This is a genomic window from Candidatus Pelagibacter sp. HIMB1695, assembly GCF_052047655.1.
In the GTDB taxonomy this organism is placed as follows: Bacteria; Pseudomonadota; Alphaproteobacteria; order Pelagibacterales; family Pelagibacteraceae; genus Pelagibacter.
Genome location: NZ_JBNAJT010000001.1, coordinates 760,821 through 782,996, shown reverse-complemented (window position 1 = coordinate 782,996; position 22,176 = coordinate 760,821). Strand labels below are relative to the sequence as shown.

Below are 22,176 nucleotides of genomic sequence, written 5' to 3'. Positions count from 1 at the left end.
TATATATGGATAAATTTTTAGATAAAATTTTTTTTAGGTCCAAAAATCTTAATTACATAAGTAAAAATATAAAAAACATATCCCAGAACACTCCTGCAAAAAAAATTTTTGAAGCAATTAACAATTATTCTAAAAATAGTGAATTAAGATTTGTTGGAGGATGTATTAGAAAAATTATAAATCGAGAAGAAGTAGATGACATTGATTTAGCAACTAACATTACACCAGATGAAGTTTGTGATGCACTAAATAAATATCAAATTAAATTTTTTGAGTCAGGTAAAGAACACGGCACGATAACTGCAGTAATAAATGAAAAAAACTATGAAATTACTTCACTTAGAAAAGACGTTGCTACAGACGGAAGACATGCAAAAGTTGAATTTACTTCTGATTGGAAAGAAGATTCAAAAAGAAGAGATTTTACAATTAATGCTATTTACTCTGATAGTTTAGGAAATTTATTTGATCCACAAAATGGTAAGCTAGATTTAAATAAAGGTGTTTTAAAATTTATTGGAGATCCAGAAAAAAGAATTCAAGAGGATTATTTAAGAATATTAAGATACTTTCGTTTTCATATTAATTACTCAACTGAAAATCATAAAACAGAGATAATTAAAATATTTAAAAAAAATATCAAAGGTATTTCGAACTTATCTGCTGAAAGATTATTAGATGAATTTAAAAAGACAGTTAAATCAAAAAATTTTCTCAAATTATTTGAAGATCAACAAAGTTTAGAAATATTAGAAATAGTATTTCCACAATTTAAAAATATTAATCATTTTAAGAAGCTGAATTCATTTAGTTCCAAAGTTATTAGCAACTTTGACTTTATTTTTGTAATTGCATTGCTGATTATTGATGAAACAGACAATACTGACTATTTCATTTATAAATTTAAAATCTCAAAAAAAGATCAAAAGAGGCTTAAATTAATTCATTATTTTTTCAAAGAAAAGGTAAGTATTAAAAGTTTTACAGAAAAAAACTTTAATAAAATATTTTACTATAATGGCAGACAAACTGTAATTGATATAATTAATTTTAAATTGTTCTATTCAAGTAAGGTGGAGAATAAATTATTGAAACTACTTAAAATTTACGAAAATAAAACATTGCCTGAATTAAAAATTGGAGCAAATATTTTAATGTCTAAGTATAAAATTCCTGAGGGTAAAATTTTAGGTAATAAGTTAAAACTTATAGAAGAAACCTGGGTTCAAAATGGATTTCAAATTTCAGATAAACAGGTTGAAAAAATTGCAAAGAGTTAAATATATTTAACGTCTTTAATTTCAAAATTCTTTATCCCAGAAGGGGTACTTATTTCTACAAGATCACTTTTATTTTTACCTATTAATCCTTTTCCAATTGGGGACTGAAAGAAAATTAATTTTTGTTTTAAGTCAGCTTCATCTTTTCCAACAATTTTATAATTTATTTTTTCTCCACTATCTAAATCTTCTAAATATACAGTTGATCCAAAAATTACTTTGCCCTCATTATTTAATTTAGTTACATCAATTACATTAGCTCTGGCTATTATGTCGTTTATTTCAGTAATCCTACCTTCATTATGAGATTGTTCTTCCTTTGCAGCATGATATTCGGCATTTTCTTTTAGATCCCCATGCGATCTTGCTTCAGCAATTGCGGCAACTATCTCAGGTCTTTTCTTTTCTTTTAAAAAAATAAGTTCTTCCTCTAATTTTTTTAAACCATTTAAAGTAATAGGTTCTTTTTCCATTTTTTTATTTCCACTTAGCTAAAGGAGGTAACGACATTAAAATTCCTTCTACATTACCACCAGTTTGTAATCCAAATTTAGTTCCTCTGTCATACAGTAAATTAAATTCTGCGTAACGACCTCTTTTAATATACTGCTTCTCTTTTTCTTTTAAAGACCATTTTTTCTTAATTTTTTTTCTAATAATTTCATTAAAAATCATTTGAAAAGTAATACCAACATCTCTTACAAATTTAAAATCTTTTTCGAAATTATCATCTTTATAATCAAAAAAAATTCCCCCAATTCCTCTAGCTTCTTTTCTGTGGGGTAAATAAAAATATTCATCGCACCATTTTTTATATTTTTTATAATAATTTTTATTATGTTGATCACACATTAACTTTAAAGTTTTATGAAATTTATTCTTTTCATTATCATCTTTGATGGCTGGGGTTACATCCATTCCCCCTCCAAACCAATTTTTTTGAGTGCTGATATATCTTGTATTAAAATGCATAGCTGGAATGTGTGGATTTTGCATATGCATAACTATTGAAATTCCTGAAGCCCAAAATCTAGGATCTTTCTCAGCTCCTGGTATATTTTTTTGAAATTTTTTTGGAAATTTTCCATATACCTTTGAGAAATTTACTCCTACTTTTTCAAAAATTTTTCCATTTTTTAAAATTCTATATTCACCACCTCCTTCATCTTTTTTAGAGTTTCTTTTCCAAGAAGTTGATACAAATTTTATTTTGTTGTTTTCTAATTCAAGTATGTCATTACAAATTGCATTTTGTAATAATTTGAACCAATTGCTAGCTAGGTCTTTTTTAATTGAATTGTCCATATTACATTAAATTATTTTGTCTTAAACTTTCAGCCAAAACTATTGCAACTGAGGATGCAATATTTAGAGATCTAGCATTTTCATTCATTGGAATTTTTAGACGATCACCAATCAGCTTATGAACCTTCTCTGGAACACCAGCGCTCTCTCTTCCAAATAATATTGTGTCATCAGCTTTAAAATTAAATTTAGTATAATTTATAGAACCCTTTGTTGTCATTAAAACAATTCTTTGATTCTTTTTTTCTTCAAAAAAATGTTCTGCACTTTGGTAGAATTTAATTTTACTATAGTCCATGTAGTCCATGACAACTCTTTTAAACCTTTTGTCAGATAATAAAAATCCACAAGGCTCAATAATTTCTAATTCCGCCCCTAAACAGGCACACGTTCGTATAATTGCAGCTGTATTCTGTGGAATATCTGGCTCGTATAGTGAAATTTTAGGTCTAGGTTTCATCCGTAATGTGTCATTCTTTCAGTAGAAAAATTACTGTTATCTTATAAGAAATCGTATATTAAATTAATTTTTTAACAAAAAACTATTTAAAATGTCAGATAAAAAGCCAAAAAAAAGAAGAGATTTTTTATTTACAGCGACCACAGCTGTAGGTGCAGTTGGAGCTGCAGCAGTAGTGTGGCCCATGGTAGATCAAATGAACCCAGATGCTTCAGTTAAAGCATTAGCAAGTACCGAAGTAGATGTAAGTTCAGTCAAACCTGGAAACACAATTACAGTTCTGTGGAGAGGAAAACCAGTTTTCATCAGAAGAAGAACACAAGAAGAGATCGACGAAGCAAGATCTGTTAAAATGGAAGAATTAATTCATCCAGAAAAAGATGAGGATAGAGCAAAAAATCCTGAATGGTTAGTCATGCTTGGAGTTTGTACTCATTTAGGATGTGTGCCTTTGAATGACAAAGGTGATTATAATGGATGGTTTTGTCCTTGTCACGGTTCTCACTATGATACGTCTGGAAGAATTAGAAAAGGACCAGCTCCTTGGAATATGGAAGTTCCAAAATATGAATTCGTAAACGCAAACACAATTAAAATAGGATAGTACAGTTGTTATGAGTGGTCACGATTATCAACCTAAATCAAAAGTTGGTCAATGGTTTAATGATAGATTACCGTTACTTACTCTTGCAAATCATTTAACGGATTATCCTACTCCAAAAAATTTAAATTACTGGTGGACATTTGGAGGAATTTTAACTTTTTGCTTAATCACACAAATTATAACAGGATTAACTTTGGCAATGCATTACATTGCTCATGCTGACATGGCATTCGAAAGTGTTGAGCATATAATGAGAGATGTTAACTACGGATGGTTAATTAGATACATACATGCAAATGGTGCATCGATGTTTTTTCTTGCTGTGTATATTCATATCTTTAGATCGTTATTTTATGGTTCTTACAAAGCACCAAGAGAAATAATTTGGATTATTGGTATAGTAATTTACTTGTTAATGATGGCAGCTGCATTCATGGGCTACGTCTTACCTTGGGGACAAATGAGTTTCTGGGGAGCAACTGTTATTACAAATTTATTTAGTGCAATCCCGTTAGTAGGTGAGGGAATTGTAACATGGTTATGGGGTGGATACTCAGTTGATAATCCAACTTTAACAAGATTTTTTACTCTACATTATTTAATCCCATTTTTAATAGCAGGACTTGTAATTTTACATATATGGGCTCTGCATGTACCTGGAAATAATAATCCAGTTGGTATTGATATCAAAAAACCATCTAAGGATACTGTCCCATTCCATCCATACATTGTTATTAAAGATGGTTTTGCATTATTAATGTTTATGATTGTTTTTGCATTTTTTGTTTTTTATACGCCTAATATTTTGGGTCACGCAGATAATTATATAGAGGCAAATCCTATGGTAACTCCAGCTCATATAGTTCCAGAATGGTATTTGTTACCTTTTTACGCAATACTAAGATCGGTACCGGATAAACTACTTGGAGTAATTGCAATGCTATCTGCTATTTTAATACTTGCAGCTTTACCTTGGCTAGATACTTCAAAAATTAGATCAGCAGTATTTAGACCTTTGTATAAACAGTTTTACTGGATTTTAGTAGCAGACGTTTTAATTCTTGGTTACATGGGGGCAATGCCTGCAGAAGGTCTTTATTTATTAATTGCAAGAGTAGCCACTGCTTATTATTTCTTACATTTCTTGGTTATTCTCCCTGTGCTTGGATTTAAAGAGAGAACATTACCTGTTCCACTAAGTATAACAGAGCCTATTTTAGGTGGATCACCAAACTTAGCAGCTGCAAAACACAGAGAAAGTAAGATAAAATAAAGTGAAAAAGTTATTTAAACTAATTTTAATACTTTCATTTTTTTCTCTAAATAGTGTCCAAACATTTGCTGCAGAAAAAGTAGATTATCTTAAAACAGATTGGAGTTTTAAAGGTCTTTTTGGAAAATTTGATAGAGCAGCTCTTCAAAGAGGATATCAAGTTTATACGGAAGTTTGTGCTTCTTGCCATTCAATGAAATATTTGAGCTATAGAAATTTATCAGAAGAGGGTGGACCAGAGTTTTCAGAGGCAGCAGCAAAAGCAATCGCTGCTTCTTTTGAAGTTACAGATGGACCAAACGCTGATGGTGAAATGTTTATTAGACCTGGAAAACTTTCAGATAAATTTGTGATGCCATACGACAATGTAAAAGCCGCACAAGCAGCTAACGGAGGAGCTTATCCACCAGATATGTCTGTTTTAGTTAAGGCTAGAGGTGGTGGAGTTGACTATATTTATTCTTTGCTTCAGGGTTATGAAGATCCACCAAGTGGAGTAACTTTGGATGATGGAGTTTATTACAACAAATATATGTATGGTAATAAGATCAGAATGGCAGCACCATTATCTGATGGAATTGTAGAGTACGGGGATGGTACTAATGCATCAGTTGAACAGATGTCAAAAGATGTAACAACATTTTTAATGTGGGCTGCAGAGCCTCACTTAGAAGCAAGACACCAAATGGGATTTAAAGCTATAGTATATTTGATTATTTTAACTATTTTAGTTTACTTAAGTATGAAGAAAATCTGGTCACGTGTTGAATCTGAAGTTTAACACATCTCCATCTTTAACAATATAATCTTTTCCTTCTAATCTCATTTTCCCATTTGCTTTAGAATTTACCCAGCCATCATTTGCTATAAAATCTTCATAAGAAATAGTTTCAGCTCGTATAAAGCCTTTTTCAAAATCAGTATGTATTTCACCTGCTGCCTTAGGAGCTGTACAATTTTTTTTAATTGTCCATGCTCTTGTTTCTTCAGGACCTGATGTAAAATAAGTGTCTAGTTCTAGTATATTGTAACCTTTTTGAATTAACATATTTAATCCAGTTTCTTTTAAACCTATCATTTCCATATAATTTTTTTTCTCTTCAGCAGGTAGTTCATTAATTTGATTTTCAATATCAGCGGATACAATTAGTGTATTTTCATTCCCAAATTTTTCTATGAAATCATTTGTATATTTATTACCGTTCTGAACACTTTGTTCATCAACATTACAGACATATATTTTTGGTTTTATTGATAATAAACCGCTTTGATTTAATTGCTTGGTATCAAATTGTGTTTTTAGAACCGAAATATCTTTGTCATTATTTATGCAATCAAAAGCAATTTCTAAAATTTTAAGTTGTTCCTCATCTACATTTTTCTTGTTATTTTTTTCCAATCTTTTTTGAATACTTTCAAGATCTGCAAGCATCATTTCAGTTTCAATAATTTCCAAATCTCTCACTGGGTTTACATCAGGATTAACATTTTGGATATCATCTGAGTCAAAACATCTAATCATATGAATTACAGCATCAACTTCCCTGATATGAGAAAGAAATTTATTTCCTAATCCTTCTCCTTTTGAAGCTCCTTTTACAAGACCAGCAATATCAACGAATGAAATTGTAGTATTAATTACCTTTTTAGAGTTAGAGACTTTTGATAATTTGGACAATCTTTCATCTGGTACGGGAACTACACCAACATTTGGATCAATTGTACAAAATGGAAAATTAGCTGCTTGTGCTTTACTAGAATTTGTTAGTGCATTAAAAAGCGTAGACTTACCAACATTTGGCAAACCAACAATTCCACATTTAAAACTCATTATTTATTATTAACTGTACTTGAAAATAGATCTAATTTTTTTTCAATTAATATTGGAATTGACTCAGTAATATTATTTGTAATTTTTTCTAATCCAACCATTTCATCTTCATCAAAATTTTGAAGTACAAAATCACTTACTTCCATGTTATCTTTTGGTTTTCCAATACCAATTCTTACTCTAGAATAATCTTTACCAATAAATTTATCTATTGAAGCTATTCCATTATGACCTGCACTAGATCCACCAAACTTAGCTTTAATTTTCCCAAATTCTACATCTAAATCATCATGAAAAACTATGACATCCTCGGCATCAATTTTAAAATATTCTATTAATTCTCTTATACAAATTCCTGAATTATTCATGAAAGTTAAAGGTTTAATTGCATATATTTTTTTGTCTCCAACATTTCCTGTTGTAAGCAAACCTTTAAATTTTGGTTTTTGTTTTGATAGACCAAATTTTTTATTTATCGAGTCTATAATTTTAAAACCTACATTATGTCTATTATTTTCACTATCGGGCGTTGGGTTACCTAGTCCTACAAATAAAAGCATAAAAATTTTTTAATGGAAAACAAACTTCAGTCTAAATAATTTATTTTTTTTCTTCAGCAGGCTTCTCTTCGCCTTCAGCAGCTGGTTTATCGCCTTCAGCTGGTGCAGCAGCCTCGGCACCCGCTTCACCCTCTGCAGCTTCAGCTTCAGCTGGTTTTTCTGGCTCTTTCATTACAGTTGGAGCCGCAAGTGTTGCAATAACGAAATCCCTACCTTGAATAGTTGGTACAACTTCAGGATCTAGATTAATTGATGAAATTTTAAAACTTACTCCAATATCAATACCATCTAAATCAATTAAAAGATTGTCAGGTATTTTTTCACTTGGACATTTTAATTCAACTTTTCTTCTTACAATATTTAATACTCCACCTTTTTTTAATCCAGGTGATTTTTCATGATTAATAAATTTAACTGGAACCTCAATTCTAATTTTTAGACCAGGCACAACTCTTAAAAAATCAACATGTATAGGTTCGTCTGACAAGATGTGATATTTTACTTCTCTTGGAAGTACATTTTGTGGTTTACCGTTTACATTTAATGTAAGAATTGTAGATAAAAAATTTGAGTCTTCTAACATCGACTTTAGCAGTTTCTTAGATATAGAAACTTTTTCATTTTGAGCTTCACCGCCATAAATTATAGCCGGAACTTCTCCATTATCTCTTAGTGAGTTAAGCTCGCCTTTTGTTTTAGTATCTCTGATGTTAGCTTCTAAAGTATTCATAAAAACAAGGGTTTTTAGCTCAAGATCCTTAATAACACAAGGTAATTATTTAAATAAATCAGATACAGAAGTAGAATTTGATATTCTTTTAATTGCTTCACCCATTAGCCCTGAAATAGATAAAACTTCAATGTTTTTTACACCTTTTATTTTGTCACTATTATCAATTGTGTCTGTAATTACTAAATTTTTGATAACAGAATTTTTAATTTTTTTGACCGCTTCGCCACTAAGTACACCGTGAGTAATATAAACGTAAACTTCTTTTGCACCTCTATCTTTTAGAGCTTTAGCTGCATTTACAATTGTTCCACCAGAGTCGATGATATCGTCTACAATTATACATGTCTTACCTTTTACATCCCCAATCACATTCATAACCTGAGATTGTCCTGGCTTAGGTCTTCTTTTATCTACTATAGCTAGACCAACATTTAAAAGTTTTCCAAGAGATCTTGCTCGCTCAGTACCACCCACATCTGGAGCAACACAAATCATATTTTTACTTTTAATTTTTTTCTTAACGTGTCTTGCAAAAATAGGAGTAGCAAACAAGTTATCTACTGGAATATCAAAAAATCCTTGAATTTGTCCTGCGTGCAAATCTACTGTTACAACACGATCTGCTCCTGCTTTTGTAATCAGGTTAGATACTAGTTTTGCTGAAATTGAAGTTCTTGGGACAACTTTTCTATCTTGTCTTGCATAACCAAAATATGGAATTACAGCAGTTATATTTTTGGCAGATGATCTTTTTAAAGCATCTATGCATAATAAAAGTTCCATTAAATTATCATTAGCTGGTGAAGAAACAGATTGAATAATAAAAATACTATTTCCTCTTATGTTTTCATTAATCTCAACATAAATTTCACCATCAGAAAAATTTCTAATACTTGAATTGACTAATTTAGATTTTAAATATTTAGCAATATTCTTACTAAGAGGTTTATTGCTGTTTCCTGATAATAATTTCATGAAAAAACCTAATTAAGCATAATTATTGAAATATTTCTACCATAATCAGCATGATCTAAACTTTTTGATCTTCTAGCACTAAAAAATTTATTTTTAGCATCGAATGTATCAACGTCAATTATTTCTATTTTTTTCACACCAGACTTAAGAATTAATGATTTAACATAACTGGATAAGTTAAAATATAACTTTTCTTTACCCATTTTAAAAAATTTATGACTAGTTTTGTCTTTTCTTATAAATTTTTTATAAAAATCTTTTTGAACTTCATAATTTTTAACTGATATTGATGGACCTATAACTGCAGTAATATTTTTTGTTTTAGACCCTCTCTTAACCATAAATTTAATCACTTTTGATATAATTCCCTTAAAAGCACCCTTCCATCCTGAATGAATTGCAGCTATCATTTTTCTCTGATTATCAAAAACCAGTATTGGCACACAATCTGCGGTCAAAACTGCAATAGGTAAATTTATTTGGTCAGTAATAATTGCATCAGCCTTAGGTTTTATTTTTGGTTTATGCTTTTTGTCAATAAACACGAATTTATTACTATGAATTTGGTTAAGTAAAAAAATATTTTTTGATTTCTTAGAAATTTTTTTTCTAACAATATTTAAATTTTTTTTTACACTTGAACTATTGTCATTTGAACCTGGACCACAATTTAAACTTTTATAAATATTTTTTGATACACCACCGATGCTATTAAAAAAACCATGTTTGATAGCTTTATTTTTTGAAAGCTTTTTAGATTTAATCAATTTGAAAACCTGTTTTAAATTTATTGTTTTTAATTTTAATCAACATTACCTTAAATAACCCTCCCATTTGTTTCTCATCAATTAAACGTCTAATTCTATAAAATAGATCTGTTTTTTGTGAGAAGGCTATATTATTACTTACAATCTCTGCTCTCTGCAAAATTCCCATACTTGTTAAGAATTTTTTTTGATTAGTAATTAGATAATCTAGTTTTTCAAATTGATTAATATAATTAGCATATAAATTAAAATTTAAATTGTATGTGATATCAGAGTCGCCAATATCTTCTAATATGTTTGAGAATTTATGATCTTTTATTGCTTGAATAGTATTTTTTATTTTCAGATCTAAATATCCATAATCAATTATTAAAAGTCCACCATTTCTGTTCTCAATAATTTTACAAATTTTCTCTAGATATTTAAACGCTTCCGGAGAGTATTCAATAATTTCCTGATCCTTAGATATTTCAAATTTAAGTTCTTGCTCTATTATTTTAATATCAACTTCTATATCATTGAACTCAGCTTTTTTATAAGTTTTTAAATTAACATATCTTTCAAACCAATTATTCTCCTTTTTAAAAAATTGCTTTATTGGAAGTGCATCAAAAAATTCGTTTGCAAGATAAATGCAAGGAAATGTGTTATCGATTTCAACTTCATTTACCCAGATTATTTTTTCAGAATTTAAATTTTTTTTTTGTTCATCAATTAAATATGAGCTTTTTTCATGGATCATTAAATTACAGGAGTTAAAACAATCTGGAAAATTCTTTAATGTTTCAGACAGAACTTTCATCATTTCTCCATTACCAGCGCCAAGTTCAATTAAGTTAAATTTTTTAGGTGAACCGATGCTTTTCCAAAAAGTTATTACCCAAATCGCAATTATTTCTGAAAATAGTCTTGTGATGTTGGGAGACGTAATAAAATCACCTTCCTTTCCAAAGGGATTTTTTTTCATATAATAACCATTTTCTTTATCGTAAAGAGCGTGATTTATAAATTGATCTAGAGGTAAATTATTCGACTTGTTCATTTTTTTTCAAAAAGAAAATAATTAATCCAATTATTAAAAAGATAAAACTTATTAACTGACCCATAGTTAAATTGAATATTAGGTATCCCAATTGATCATCTGGAACTCTAAAAAATTCAACAATAAATCTAAAGATTGAATAGAAAATTAAAAATAATCCAGAAATTAATCCAGCTTTTTCAAAATTTCCTCTACTTCTAAAATAAACTAAAATTAAAAATAAAATTAAACCTTCTAATAATGCCTCATAAATTTGTGAGGGATGTCTTGGTTGATTATCTATTTGTATGAAAGTAACTGCCCAAGGTAAATTAGTTATAGTTCCATAAAGTTCAGAATTTATAAAATTTGCAATTCTTCCAAAAAATATTCCAACAGGCGCAACTAGAGCGACGACATCTAAATATAAAAACACATTTTGATTATTTTTTTTTGCAAAGAATATAGTTGCTATAACAATACCAATTACTCCTCCATGAAAAGACATGCCGCCTTCCCATACTTTTAAAATATCTAATAAATTATTGATATAGAATTCAAAATTATAAAATAATACATAACCAATTCTTCCACCTAAAATAATTCCGATGATTAAGTACGTTATATAATCATCAAAGTTTTTATTTATTTCAGAATTCTTTAAGAACAGTTTTTTTGCTATTAACCATCCAAATAAAATACCAGCTATATAAGCTAGAGAATACCATCTAATTTCTAAAGAAAATATTTCTACAGCAACTGGGTCAAAATTATTGATGAACATTTTAAATTATATCTATATTGTATATCTCAAATATGAAAAATTCTAAATTTATAATTGATAAATTTGCAAAACTACTAGAGCAGGGATTAATAACTTCAAAAGATTTATCATCTGAAATCTTAAATATATTTAAATCAAAAAGAGATGAATTTGTTTTTAAAATGAAACTTACTAGTAAGGATGAGTTTGAAATTCTTTCAAAGAGAGTAGAAAATTTAGAAAATAAAATTTCAAAATTAGAAACAAAAAAAAAGAAGAAAACTAGACCGGCAAAAAGATCTTAACTCTTAGCCCATTAAATTTTGATTTTTCCAGCATAATGTTACCACCATGGGATTTGACAATATCAGAAGCAATTGACAGTCCTAGACCAACACTTGATTTCGAGTCGTTTCTTCCTTTGTCCATCTTATAAAAAGGTTTAAATACGTTTTCATGTTCTTTTTTAGGTATCCCTGGACCATCATCATCAATAATTATAAATAGGTTTGTATTTTTTTTGGTTAGGCTTATTTCAACTTTGTTTGCATATTTTAATCCGTTATCAATCAAGTTATTTAAAGATCTATTGATAAGATTCTTTCTGCCATTAATGTAAATTCTAGGAATTAAATTATGAGAAATGTTTTTATTATTATATTTTTTTATAATTTCCTCTATTAGTTCTGAAAGATTAAACATTTCGTCTTTTTCAACATATGACGAGCTTGTAAATTGCAGATATTCATTAAGCATTTTTTCCATTTCGTTAATATCATCTGTTAACTTATCAGCTGTATCTTTATCTTTAAGAAAAGCTAATTGTAGCTTCATTCTTGTTAAAGGAGTTCTTAAATCATGACTAATGCCTGATAACATTTCAGTTCTCTGATTAAGATGTCTTTCAATTCTCTTTCTCATTTTGTCAAATTCATGACCTGCTTGACGTATCTCAAGTGCTCCTGAGGGTTTAAATTCTTCTATATCTTCTCCTTTTCCAAATCTCTCAGCAGCGCGAGCTAAATTTGTAATTGGTCTTGTTTGGTTTTTTAAAAATATTAGTGAAATAATAACCATTATAATTGCAGGAACTGTAATCCATAGTGCAAATATTCTTGCGGCGGTACTAGTGACTCGATCTTTTGGAACTAAAAATTTAAAATATCCATCTTCATATTTTATTCTTAAATCAACTAATTCTTTATAGTTTGTAGTATTAAACCAGAAGATCTCAGGAGAAAATTTAGATTTCAATTCTCGTCTTAAAGTTCGATCAATTGGACTAAACCATCTTTCTTTATTTTGATCACTTAATTTTTCATCAACAACTAATTCAATATTTAAATCTAGAAATAATGAAAATAGGTTTCTCACTTCTTGTTTATCATTTTCCTCATTTTGATAAGCTTCTACAAAAGCACTAATTTCATTTACCAGAGTTCTGGTCATACCTTTATTAGTTTTAATCCACAAACTATCAAAAAAAACAATGGTGATTATTAATTGGATAGTAATTACAGGGACAGCAACAATTAAAAGTGCTCTATAAAATAATCTTTTTGGTAAAACTTTTTTTAAATAATTACTCAATCCAGAGAACATATCCTGCACCTCTAATTGTTTGCAAAAACTTAGGACTTTTTTGATCTATTTCAATTTTTTTTCTCAATCTAGTAATAATAACATCGATAGATCTTTCTTTATCTAGATTAATTAATTTTCCTATATCTTCTCTTGAAAATGTTTTTCCAGGACTATTAATCATTTTTTCTAAAATTGTCTTTTCAGTATTATTAATTTTAAATTCTTTTTGATCTCTAATAATTAAAAGTTTATTTAAGTCGATTTTGACATTTTCAAATTCAATTATTCTTTTTTGCTCAGTTTTTTTTGTTTTACCTAAAATGTTTTTTATTCTTAGAATTAATTCTTTAGGTTCAAATGGTTTGGGTAAATAATCGTCTGCACCAACCTCAAGACCTTCTATTCTTTCCTTGGCTTCTCCTTTTGCTGTAAGAAGTATAATTGGAGTATCTAGATTTTTTTTATTTTCTTCTATAAATTCTAATCCATTCTTTCCAGGCATCATTATATCGAGTACAATTAGATCAAACTTTATTATTTTTATTTTGTCAGAGGCATCTTCAGCACTGTCAGCAGTATTTACTAAATAATTATTTTCGTTTAAAAATTTTTTAACCAATGATCTAATACCATCATCGTCATCAACTACTAAAATATGAGCTAAAAAATTATCCATTAATTATTTTATTTAATACATTGTCAAAATTAACAACTTCTTCTGAAGTTGAATTTAAAAGAGCAGAATAAATTCTTTTTTTTTGTAAATTAAAAATTTCTTCAAATATTTTCTTTCCTTTTTCGTTTAAAAACACATGTTTAACCCTTGTATCCTGATCATTTTTCTTAAATATGATGATATCTAACTTTATTAAATCTTTTAAAACTCTGTTGAGGCTCTGCTTAGTTACTTTTAATTTTTTTAGAAGATCTGAGATAGAAATACCTTCATAAGATGAAATTAGGTGAATAACTTTATGGTGGGCTACACCAATTGAATATTTATCTAAAATTTTTTTAGAGTCTGAAAATGTCTCTCTGTAACTAACAAATAATTTTTCAATTAAACCCTTAAGTTGATCGTCTTTAAGATATAAAAGTTCTTTCATAATGGGTAAGTTATATTGACATATTAAAGATACAAAGATATTTTTCACTGATATTTTAAAATATTTTCACTAATGATACCGTACGATAAAAGATCTGGAAAAATTTGGTACAACGATGAACTTGTTGATTGGGGAGATGTAAAACTACATGTATTAAGTCATGGTTTGCATTATGCAAGTTGTGTATTTGAAGGTGAAAGAGTTTATGATGGCTCTATTTTTAAATTAGAGGAACATACCTCTAGATTTTTTCATTCTGCTAGAAGAATGGGTTTCGAAATTCCTTATACTGAAGAGCAAATAAATACTGCTTCAAATAAAATAATTGCAACTCAGAATGTAGAAAATGGATATGTAAGACCAGTGGCTTGGAGAGGCACTGAAATGATGGCTATCTCAGCACAACAAACAAAAATTCATGTTGCAATAGCAACTTGGGAGTGGGGATCTTACTTTGATCCAAAACTAAAAGTTGAAGGCATTAAATTAAATATTTCAAACTGGAGAAGACCAGCTCCTAATACTATACCTTGGGACACTAAAGCATCAGGTTTGTATATGATCTGCACATTATCAAAACATGAAGCTGAAAAACAAGGTTACACTGATTCTTTAATGTTGGATCACGAAGGAAATATTGCTGAAGCAACAGGCGCCAATGTATTTTTTAAAGATAAAAATGGAGAAATTCATACACCAATCCCAGATTCATTCTTGGATGGAATTACAAGAAGAACTGTAATTGGAATTGCAAAATCAAAAAATATAAAAGTCCATGAGAGAAAAATTAGTCCAACAGAACTTCCTAACTTTGTAGGATGCTTTTTAACAGGAACTGCTGCTGAAGTTACACCTGTATCTTGTATTGCAGAAAATCAATTCAAAGTTTGTGATACCATCATTGATCTTAATGAAAGCTATCAAGCGCTGGTTAGAAAGAAAAAAGCAGCTTAATCTTTGTTATCTTCTGATATTGCGTGATCAATACCCTTTCGTAAATAATCATAACCTGTAAATAAAGTAAGCGCTGCTGATAACCATAAAAGAATAATCCCAATAGTTTGAGCATTATAATCTTCAAAGCTGATTATTTTATTTCCAGTATCTCCTGAAAGCAGAAGACCAATAGCGACCATTTGTAATACTGTTTTAAGTTTAGCAAGATTTGAAACTGGAAGTTTGATCTGACCTTTTGCTAAAAATTCTCGTAATCCTGAAATTAAAATTTCTCTAGTTAAGATTATTATAGCTGCAATAACTTCATAGTTTCTAATTGTTCCATCCATCACCAGTAAAATTAGAGCTGTAGCGACTATAATTTTATCTGCAATTGGATCTAATAGTTCTCCCAATTTAGACTCTTGTCCTAACATTCTAGCTAACATGCCATCTAAAAAATCTGTAAATGAAGCAATTATAAATAAAATTAAAGCAGTTAAATCACCATAAAAACCCGGAAGATAAAATGCTAAAACAAAGAAGGGTACAATTATTATTCTCCCTATTGTCAGAATATTTGGAATTTTTTTTAACATAATTATTCGTGAAAGAAGTTATATATCTTTTTTGCTACTTTTTCTTCTACACCTTCAACAGATTTAATTTCATCTAAACTAGCAGACTCAACAGATCTTGCTGACCCAAAATGGTTTAGTAGCGCCCTTTTTCTAATTGCTCCGATACCTTCAATTTGGTCCAGTAAAGATTTGCTAATTCCTTTTTTTCTCTTTGCTCTGTGGGCACTGATTGCAAATCTGTGTGATTCATCTCTTATCCTTTGAAGGAAGAATAGAGTAGGGTCATTTTTTGAGAATTTATATTCTTTGCCATTGTGAAAAAATGTTTCATTTCCACTATTACGAAATTTACCTTTTGCTATTGCAATAATTGGAATGTCGTGAAGTCCCAACTCATTCAAACTTTCTCTAGCTACTGAATATTGTCCTTTTCCTCCATCTACTAATACTAAATCAGGAAAAGTGAGATAATTATCTTTTTCCTGAACAGCACGTTTAAACCTTCTGTTTAATACTTCTCTCATCATGCCGTAATCATCTTGCTCATTTTTTTTGTGCTTGATGTTGAACTTTCGATATCTTTTTTTAATAAATCCCTCATCACCATATGCAATTAAAGCCCCAACACTATTTGTTCCTTGGATATGACTGTTATCATAAACCTCAATTAAATTTATATTTGTCTCAAGATTGAATTTCTTTGCAACTTCATCAAAAAGTTCTCGATTATTCTGACTTTCATAAAGTTTTCTATTCAAACTATCTTTTGCATTTTTTATTGCTTGATTAACTACTTTTAGCTTTGAACCTTTTTTAGCAACACTGATATTAATTTGTTTTCCCTCTTTTTGAGTTAAAGTTTTTTCAATTAAAACTTTTTCTTTTATTTCTTCAGATAATATTATTGCAGAAGGCACACTTTTATTTTCATAAAATTGTGAAACAAATGAGTTTAAAATATCTCCTAATTTTTCATCTGGGTCATGTTTTGGAAAAAAAGCTTGGTTACCCCAATTTTGCTTTGAACGATAAAAAAATACTTGAATACAAGTTTTGCCAGACTCTTTGTATCCAGCAATAACATCTGCCTCTACTAAATTTGCCTCATTAATTCTTTGAGAAGATTGAATAATATTTAAAGCTTTAATTCTATCTCTTAAAATTACTGCTTTTTCAAAATCCAATTCCTCACTTGCCCTTTCCATTTGACTTGAAAGATTTTTTTGAATTTTCCTTGATTTACCTGATACAAATTCAATGGCATCATCAACTGTTTGTTGATAATCATTTTTTTCAACATAACCAACACATGGACCAGAACATCTTTTAATTTGATAAAGGATACAAGGTCTTTCTCTATTTTTAAAAACAGTATCATCACAAACTCTTAGATGAAAAATTTTTTGGATCATCTTAATTGTCCAGTTAGCCGAACCTGCTGATGCGAAAGGTCCGAAATAAAATCCTTCTTTTGTCTTTTTTCCTCTATGTCTTTTGATTTGTGGCCATTTATCCTTGTTACCAATAAAGATGAATGGAAATGACTTATCATCCCTTAATAAAATATTGAATTTTGGTTTAAATTTTTTAATTAGGTTTGCTTCTAATAGTAACGCTTCACTTTCATTTGAAGTAGTCGTTATCTCTAATTTTCTTGTTTGAGACAACATTCTCTCTGTTCTAATTATGTGATTTTTTTCAGATACATAACTTTTAAGTCTATTAGGAAGATTTTTTGCTTTTCCTACATAAAGAATTTCATTTTTTTCATTTAACATCCTGTAGACACCAGGAAGTTTAGGTACTAGCGAAAGTTCTTTTTTAATTACCTCTTTTCCTATTTCAGAGCTTATCATGACTTCTTTTTTTGGTAATTTGAATACCAACAGATGAACATTGCTTAAGAATTTCTAATTTCTCAATTTTCAGCATTATTTTAGCAATTCTTTGATCTTTGAATAATTCATCAAATACAGCCTCAGCTAATGTTTCAAGAAAGTTGTAATGTTTTTTTTTAACGAGTTTTGTAATTAATTTTACAATTGTTCCATAATTAACAATCGATTTTATATCCTTATCACTTGATGGTTTTTTATCCTCGTAATCAATTTCTAGGCTAAATTTAACTTTTTGAGGCTTTTTCTTTTCAAAGTCATAATAGCCAAGTTTTAAATTTAAAATTAGTTCATTAATTAGAATTTTCTTTTCATAATTAAAAAGACTTTTATTTTTATTTATTCTTACAATCTTAAAATTACTTCTTTTCATTCCTTGCCCATTATATCTGGTGTTTGCCAGTTTAAATTTTGCCCACTATCTATTGCCAAAACTTGACCTGTAATAGATATATTTTTTATAAAAAAGTCAACAGCATTACATATTTGTTCAACATGTACTTGTCTTTTTAGTGGGGTTGCTAAATACTGTTTTCTAAAATGTTTTTCAGATTGTCTTTGATTTTTAATAGTTGGGCCAGGTGCAATACCGTTTACTCTAATCTTTGGAGCTAAACTCATAGCACTAGTTTTGGTTAAAGTATAAAGTCCAGTTTTACTAATTGTGTACGAAAAAAAATATGGAGTTAGTTTGAAAACTCTTTGATCAATTATATTAATTATATTGTTGTTTGTTCCTTTAACATTTTTTGCAAATTCTTTTGATAATAATGCAGGTGTTCTTAAATTTGTTCTTAAATGTTGCCCCCAACTATCTGTTGTAAAGTTTTCTAATTTATCATTTTCAAACAAAGAGGCATTATTAATTAGACAATCAAAATATTTAAGTTTTGATTTTGCATATTTTACAATTTTATTTACATCATTCTCTTTACTCAAATCACCTTTAACCAAGTAAACTTTAGTACCATTATTTGATAGTTCTTTTTTTAACTTCTCAGCTTTTAATTTTGATTTATTAAAATGAATTAAAATTTCTTTATTGGGACCAGATAATTTTTTTGCAATTGCAGCACCAATTCTTGTTGCTCCACCTGTAATAATTATTTTCCGTGCTTCCATTTTTTATCTCTTTTTTTTGTAACTTTTGTTCCAGGCATCCCCATTGTTGATCGACCTTTTGGATAAAGTTTGTTTTTTACATCATACTGCCTTATTTTAGGATTTAATGTAATTTCTAATTCGCTACTTTCCAATTTTCTTATTTCATCTCTAATTTTAGCAGCTTCTTCAAATTCAAGGTTAGATGCAGCTTCTTTCATCTTTTTATCTAGTGCTTTAAGATGTTTCTTTAAGTTTCCCCCAACATTAGAGCCCTCACTTATTTTTACATAATCCTTTTCATAAACACTCTCTAAAATGTCACTTATTTCTTTTTTAACTGATGTAGCACTAATTTTGTGTTTTTTATTGTAAGCTATTTGAATATTTCTTCTTCTATCAGTTTCAGCAACTGCCTTTTTTATACTTTTAGTCTCTTTATCAGCATACAAAATAACTTTTCCATCTACATTTCTTGCTGCTCTTCCTATTGTTTGAATGAGAGAAGTTTCTGATCTTAGAAAACCTTCTTTGTCTGCATCTAAAATTCCAACTAATGCACATTCAGGAATATCAAGACCTTCTCTTAATAAGTTGATACCAACTAAAACATCGAATACACCCATCCTCAAATCTCTCATTATTTCAATTCTCTCTAAAGTATCGATATCTGAGTGAAGGTACCTGACTTTAATTCCATTTTCATGAAGATATTCAGTTAAATCTTCTGCCATTTTCTTGGTAAGAGTTGTGACTAAAACTCGATGATTGTTTTCAATCACTCTTTTGCATTCGTGCATCAAATCATCTACCTGATTTTTTGCAGGTCTAATTTCAACTACAGGATCAATTAGTCCAGTTGGTCTAATAACCTGATCAATAAATTTTCCTTTTGTTTGCTCTAACTCCCATAGTCCTGGTGTTGCAGATACAAATACAGTTTGAGTTCTCATTAAATCCCACTCTTCAAACTTTAATGGTCTATTATCCATACATGATGGCAGTCTAAAACCATATTCTGCAAGAGTACTTTTTCTTGATCTATCTCCTTTGTACATTCCATTAAGTTGTGGAACAGTTACATGACATTCATCAACAAATATCAAAGTGTTATCAGGGAAATATTCAAATAGAGTGGGAGGGGGTTCTCCTGGTTTTCTTCCTGATAAAAATCTTGAATAGTTTTCAATTCCTGCACAAGAACCGGTTGCTTCAATCATTTCTAAATCAAACTTCGTTCTTTCTTCTAACCTTTGAGCCTCTAATAATTTATTTTCTGCTCTATGTTTTTTTAAAGTTATTTCTAATTCTTTTTTAATATTAATAACCGCCTGTTCGATTGTAGGCTTAGGAGTTATGTAATGACTATTCGCATAGACTTTTACTAAACTTAGTTCTCTAACTTTATCCCCAGTTAAAGGATCAAACTCTTCTATCTGTTCTAATTTATCTCCAAATAGACAAAGCCTCCAAGCTCTATCTTCTAGATGGGAGGGAAATATTTCTAAATATTCTCCTCTTGCTCTAAATGTTCCTCTATAAAAATTTTGATCATTTCTTTTGTATTGTAAAGCAACTAAAGATTTGATTATTTCTTCTCTGTTGTATTCATAATTTTTTTGAAGTGTTAGAGTCATTTTACTGTACGCTTCAACAGAACCTAATCCATAAATACATGAAACACTTGCTACAATCAAAACATCATCTCTTTCTAAAAGAGATCTAGTTGCTGAGTGTCTCATCCGATCAATCTGCTCGTTTATTGATGCCTCTTTTTCTATGTAAGTGTCAGATCTTGGTACGTACGCTTCTGGAGTGTAATAGTCATAATAAGAAACAAAGTATTCAACTGCATTATCTGGGAAAAATGTTTTCATTTCTCCATAGAGTTGTGCTGCTAGCGTTTTGTTTGGAGCAAGTATCAATGCAGGTCTATTAGTAGCCTCGATAACTTTTGCCATTGTAAAAGTTTTTCCAGATCCTGTAACTCCAAGTAATACCTGGTTAAATTGATCTTTATTTGCACCATTTACTAATTTCTTAATAGCTTCTGGTTGATCACCTGCAGGTTTAAAATCAGATTTAATTTTGAATTTTTTTCCACCTTCGAGTTTTCCACCAATTTTTGGATTTTTACTCTGAATATCTGTAATTAAATCTTGATAAGTATTTTCCATATATTAAACAGCGTATTAGAATTTATTTATATTTCAATGAGCATAATATCAGACAGTTTAAAAAGAATTAAACCATCACCAACTATTGCAGTTACTCAAAAAGCAAGAGAACTTAGAGCTGCCGGAAAAGATGTAATTGGTCTTGGAGCTGGAGAACCAGATTTCGATACACCAGATAATATTAAAAATGCTGCAATTAAAGCTATCAAAAGTGGAGACACAAAATATACAGCAGTAGATGGAACACCTGCTTTAAAAAAAGCAATCGTAGATAAGTTTAAAAGAGAGAATAAAATTAATTACACCACAGATCAAATCACTGTTGGAACTGGTGGAAAACAAGTTCTTTATAATGCTTTCATGGCAACTTTAAATAAAGGGGATGAAGTAATTATTCCTGCACCTTTTTGGGTTTCTTATCCCGATATGGTTTTATTAGCTGGTGGAAAACCAAAGATAGTTAAGTGCACAGAAGAAGAAGGATTTAAACTTACTGCAAGTAAATTAAAAAAAGCCATTACTAAAAAAACAAAATGGGTGATTTTAAATTCACCTTCTAATCCAACTGGAGCAGGCTACTCAAAAAAAGAAATTGAAGCTTTAGCAAAAGTCTTAATTAGAAATAAAAAAGTTCATATTTTAAGTGACGATATATATGAGCATATAGCATATGATAATTTTAATTTTTATACGATTGCTCAAAATTCTAAATTGAAAGATAGAACTTTGACTATGAATGGCGTTAGTAAATCGTATGCAATGACAGGTTGGAGAATAGGGTATGCCGCTGGACCAAAAGATATAATTAAAGCAATTGGTAAAATTCAATCTCAATCTACATCAAACCCATCATCTATCAGTCAAGCTGCTGCAGTTGAAGCTTTAAATGGAAATCAAGGTTTTATAAAAAAGAGATCAAAAGCATTCAAAGAAAGAAGAGATTTTGTAGTTAAAAGTTTAAACAGTATTAAAGGTATAAATTGTTTAACACCTAACGGAGCTTTTTATGTCTTTCCAAGTTGCAAAGGATTGTTAAATAAACAAACTAAATTGAAAACCGATACTGAGTTTGTTCAAAAACTACTTGAGCAATCTAATGTTGCAGTTGTTCAAGGATCTGCATTTGGTTTGGATGGATACTTTAGAATTTCTTATGCTACTTCAATGCAAAATTTGAAGAAAGCAATGGATAGAATAAAATCCTTTTGTGAAAGCCTCTCTTAA

25 protein-coding genes are annotated in these 22,176 nt (G+C 29.3%); 7 read left to right on the top strand and 18 right to left on the bottom strand.

The window, feature by feature from the left end:
• Positions 1 to 5: 5 nt before the first annotated feature.
• Positions 6 to 1,280 (top strand): CCA tRNA nucleotidyltransferase, encoded by a 1,275-nt coding sequence (locus ACTTAX_RS04285; protein ID WP_440693126.1) that lies wholly within the window; start codon positions 6 to 8, stop codon positions 1,278 to 1,280.
• On the opposite strand, the gene greA is transcribed toward ACTTAX_RS04285, so the two are convergent.
• Genes greA through ACTTAX_RS04270 form a run of 3 tightly spaced genes read right to left on the bottom strand, consistent with a single transcriptional unit; the run spans position 1,277 to position 3,045 of the window.
• Positions 1,277 to 1,753, bottom strand: a complete 477-nt coding sequence (gene greA / locus ACTTAX_RS04280) for a transcription elongation factor GreA (RefSeq protein WP_075506396.1) — start codon at positions 1,751 to 1,753, stop codon at positions 1,277 to 1,279. The two genes, ACTTAX_RS04285 and greA, sit on opposite strands and share 4 nt — an antisense overlap.
• 4 nt (positions 1,754 to 1,757) lie before the next feature.
• Complete coding sequence (gene hemF / locus ACTTAX_RS04275; protein WP_440675892.1) at positions 1,758 to 2,585, bottom strand: oxygen-dependent coproporphyrinogen oxidase; 828 nt, start codon at positions 2,583 to 2,585, stop codon at positions 1,758 to 1,760.
• 1 nt (position 2,586) lies between these two features.
• On the bottom strand, positions 2,587 to 3,045 hold the full coding sequence (locus ACTTAX_RS04270; RefSeq protein WP_075506394.1) for a tRNA (cytidine(34)-2'-O)-methyltransferase: 459 nt from the start codon (positions 3,043 to 3,045) through the stop codon (positions 2,587 to 2,589).
• Positions 3,046 to 3,136: 91 nt separating this feature from the next.
• On the opposite strand from ACTTAX_RS04270, the gene petA reads away from it, so the two are divergent.
• The 3 genes from petA to ACTTAX_RS04255 are packed head-to-tail and all read left to right on the top strand — an operon-like array spanning position 3,137 to position 5,703.
• Entirely contained in the window at positions 3,137 to 3,649 is a 513-nt protein-coding gene (gene petA / locus ACTTAX_RS04265) for a ubiquinol-cytochrome c reductase iron-sulfur subunit (protein ID WP_075506393.1), read from the top strand.
• A 10-nt stretch (positions 3,650 to 3,659) separates the two neighbouring features.
• On the top strand, positions 3,660 to 4,922 hold the full coding sequence (locus tag ACTTAX_RS04260) for a cytochrome b (protein WP_440693124.1): 1,263 nt from the start codon (positions 3,660 to 3,662) through the stop codon (positions 4,920 to 4,922).
• A gap of 22 nt (positions 4,923 to 4,944) precedes the next feature.
• Entirely contained in the window at positions 4,945 to 5,703 is a 759-nt protein-coding gene (locus ACTTAX_RS04255; protein ID WP_440693753.1) for a cytochrome c1, read from the top strand.
• Here ACTTAX_RS04255 and ychF read toward each other — a convergent pair.
• Genes ychF through lgt form a run of 7 tightly spaced genes read right to left on the bottom strand, consistent with a single transcriptional unit; the run spans position 5,680 to position 11,593 of the window.
• Positions 5,680 to 6,753 carry a redox-regulated ATPase YchF gene (gene ychF, locus ACTTAX_RS04250; protein WP_440693122.1) on the bottom strand — a complete coding sequence of 358 codons (1,074 nt, stop codon included), beginning with the start codon at positions 6,751 to 6,753 and terminating at the stop codon, positions 5,680 to 5,682. The two genes, ACTTAX_RS04255 and ychF, sit on opposite strands and share 24 nt — an antisense overlap.
• Positions 6,753 to 7,313, bottom strand: coding sequence for an aminoacyl-tRNA hydrolase (gene pth / locus ACTTAX_RS04245; protein ID WP_440693120.1), 561 nt, complete (start codon positions 7,311 to 7,313; stop codon positions 6,753 to 6,755). The genes ychF and pth overlap by 1 nt, the downstream gene beginning before the upstream one ends.
• A 40-nt stretch (positions 7,314 to 7,353) precedes the next feature.
• A complete protein-coding gene (locus ACTTAX_RS04240; protein WP_440650963.1) occupies positions 7,354 to 8,043 on the bottom strand; it encodes a 50S ribosomal protein L25/general stress protein Ctc in 690 nt (229 codons plus the stop codon).
• 45 nt (positions 8,044 to 8,088) lie between these two features.
• Positions 8,089 to 9,021: a ribose-phosphate pyrophosphokinase gene (locus ACTTAX_RS04235; protein ID WP_440652994.1), complete on the bottom strand. Its 933-nt coding sequence runs from the start codon at positions 9,019 to 9,021 to the stop codon at positions 8,089 to 8,091.
• An 8-nt stretch (positions 9,022 to 9,029) separates the two neighbouring features.
• On the bottom strand, positions 9,030 to 9,788 hold the full coding sequence (gene pgeF, locus ACTTAX_RS04230; RefSeq protein WP_440693118.1) for a peptidoglycan editing factor PgeF: 759 nt from the start codon (positions 9,786 to 9,788) through the stop codon (positions 9,030 to 9,032).
• On the bottom strand, positions 9,781 to 10,830 hold the full coding sequence (locus ACTTAX_RS04225; RefSeq protein WP_440693116.1) for an SAM-dependent methyltransferase: 1,050 nt from the start codon (positions 10,828 to 10,830) through the stop codon (positions 9,781 to 9,783). Before ACTTAX_RS04225 ends, pgeF begins: the two co-directional genes overlap by 8 nt.
• Entirely contained in the window at positions 10,814 to 11,593 is a 780-nt protein-coding gene (lgt, locus tag ACTTAX_RS04220) for a prolipoprotein diacylglyceryl transferase (RefSeq protein ID WP_440693114.1), read from the bottom strand. Before lgt ends, ACTTAX_RS04225 begins: the two co-directional genes overlap by 17 nt.
• 32 nt (positions 11,594 to 11,625) lie before the next feature.
• Here lgt and ACTTAX_RS04215 point away from each other — a divergent pair, with 32 nt between their 5' ends.
• Positions 11,626 to 11,877, top strand: a complete 252-nt coding sequence (locus tag ACTTAX_RS04215) for a hypothetical protein (protein WP_075506383.1) — start codon at positions 11,626 to 11,628, stop codon at positions 11,875 to 11,877.
• On the opposite strand, the gene ACTTAX_RS04210 is transcribed toward ACTTAX_RS04215, so the two are convergent.
• The 3 genes from ACTTAX_RS04210 to ACTTAX_RS04200 are packed head-to-tail and all read right to left on the bottom strand — an operon-like array spanning position 11,855 to position 14,262.
• Positions 11,855 to 13,174 carry an ATP-binding protein gene (locus ACTTAX_RS04210; protein WP_440693113.1) on the bottom strand — a complete coding sequence of 440 codons (1,320 nt, stop codon included), beginning with the start codon at positions 13,172 to 13,174 and terminating at the stop codon, positions 11,855 to 11,857. The genes ACTTAX_RS04215 and ACTTAX_RS04210 overlap by 23 nt on opposite strands.
• A complete protein-coding gene (locus tag ACTTAX_RS04205; RefSeq protein ID WP_440693111.1) occupies positions 13,155 to 13,832 on the bottom strand; it encodes a response regulator in 678 nt (225 codons plus the stop codon). Before ACTTAX_RS04205 ends, ACTTAX_RS04210 begins: the two co-directional genes overlap by 20 nt.
• Entirely contained in the window at positions 13,825 to 14,262 is a 438-nt protein-coding gene (locus tag ACTTAX_RS04200; protein ID WP_440693109.1) for a MarR family winged helix-turn-helix transcriptional regulator, read from the bottom strand. Before ACTTAX_RS04200 ends, ACTTAX_RS04205 begins: the two co-directional genes overlap by 8 nt.
• A 72-nt stretch (positions 14,263 to 14,334) precedes the next feature.
• Between ACTTAX_RS04200 and ACTTAX_RS04195 the strand changes: the two genes are divergently transcribed.
• Positions 14,335 to 15,216, top strand: coding sequence for a branched-chain amino acid aminotransferase (locus ACTTAX_RS04195; RefSeq protein WP_075506379.1), 882 nt, complete (start codon positions 14,335 to 14,337; stop codon positions 15,214 to 15,216).
• Here the strand turns inward: ACTTAX_RS04195 and pgsA are convergent.
• Genes pgsA through uvrB form a run of 5 tightly spaced genes read right to left on the bottom strand, consistent with a single transcriptional unit; the run spans position 15,213 to position 20,952 of the window.
• Positions 15,213 to 15,797, bottom strand: a complete 585-nt coding sequence (pgsA, locus tag ACTTAX_RS04190; protein WP_440675911.1) for a CDP-diacylglycerol--glycerol-3-phosphate 3-phosphatidyltransferase — start codon at positions 15,795 to 15,797, stop codon at positions 15,213 to 15,215. The genes ACTTAX_RS04195 and pgsA overlap by 4 nt on opposite strands.
• Positions 15,798 to 15,799: 2 nt before the next feature.
• Positions 15,800 to 17,635, bottom strand: a complete 1,836-nt coding sequence (gene uvrC, locus ACTTAX_RS04185; RefSeq protein WP_440693107.1) for an excinuclease ABC subunit UvrC — start codon at positions 17,633 to 17,635, stop codon at positions 15,800 to 15,802.
• Positions 17,622 to 18,047, bottom strand: coding sequence for a dihydroneopterin aldolase (locus ACTTAX_RS04180; RefSeq protein ID WP_440654787.1), 426 nt, complete (start codon positions 18,045 to 18,047; stop codon positions 17,622 to 17,624). The genes uvrC and ACTTAX_RS04180 overlap by 14 nt, the downstream gene beginning before the upstream one ends.
• Positions 18,044 to 18,796, bottom strand: a complete 753-nt coding sequence (locus ACTTAX_RS04175) for an SDR family oxidoreductase (RefSeq protein WP_440693105.1) — start codon at positions 18,794 to 18,796, stop codon at positions 18,044 to 18,046. The genes ACTTAX_RS04180 and ACTTAX_RS04175 overlap by 4 nt, the downstream gene beginning before the upstream one ends.
• Positions 18,778 to 20,952, bottom strand: coding sequence for an excinuclease ABC subunit UvrB (uvrB, locus tag ACTTAX_RS04170; protein WP_440693103.1), 2,175 nt, complete (start codon positions 20,950 to 20,952; stop codon positions 18,778 to 18,780). Before uvrB ends, ACTTAX_RS04175 begins: the two co-directional genes overlap by 19 nt.
• A gap of 36 nt (positions 20,953 to 20,988) precedes the next feature.
• Between uvrB and ACTTAX_RS04165 the strand changes: the two genes are divergently transcribed.
• The gene (locus ACTTAX_RS04165; RefSeq protein ID WP_440693102.1) at positions 20,989 to 22,176 is read left to right on the top strand and encodes a pyridoxal phosphate-dependent aminotransferase; all 1,188 of its coding nucleotides are present in this window, start codon (positions 20,989 to 20,991) and stop codon (positions 22,174 to 22,176) included.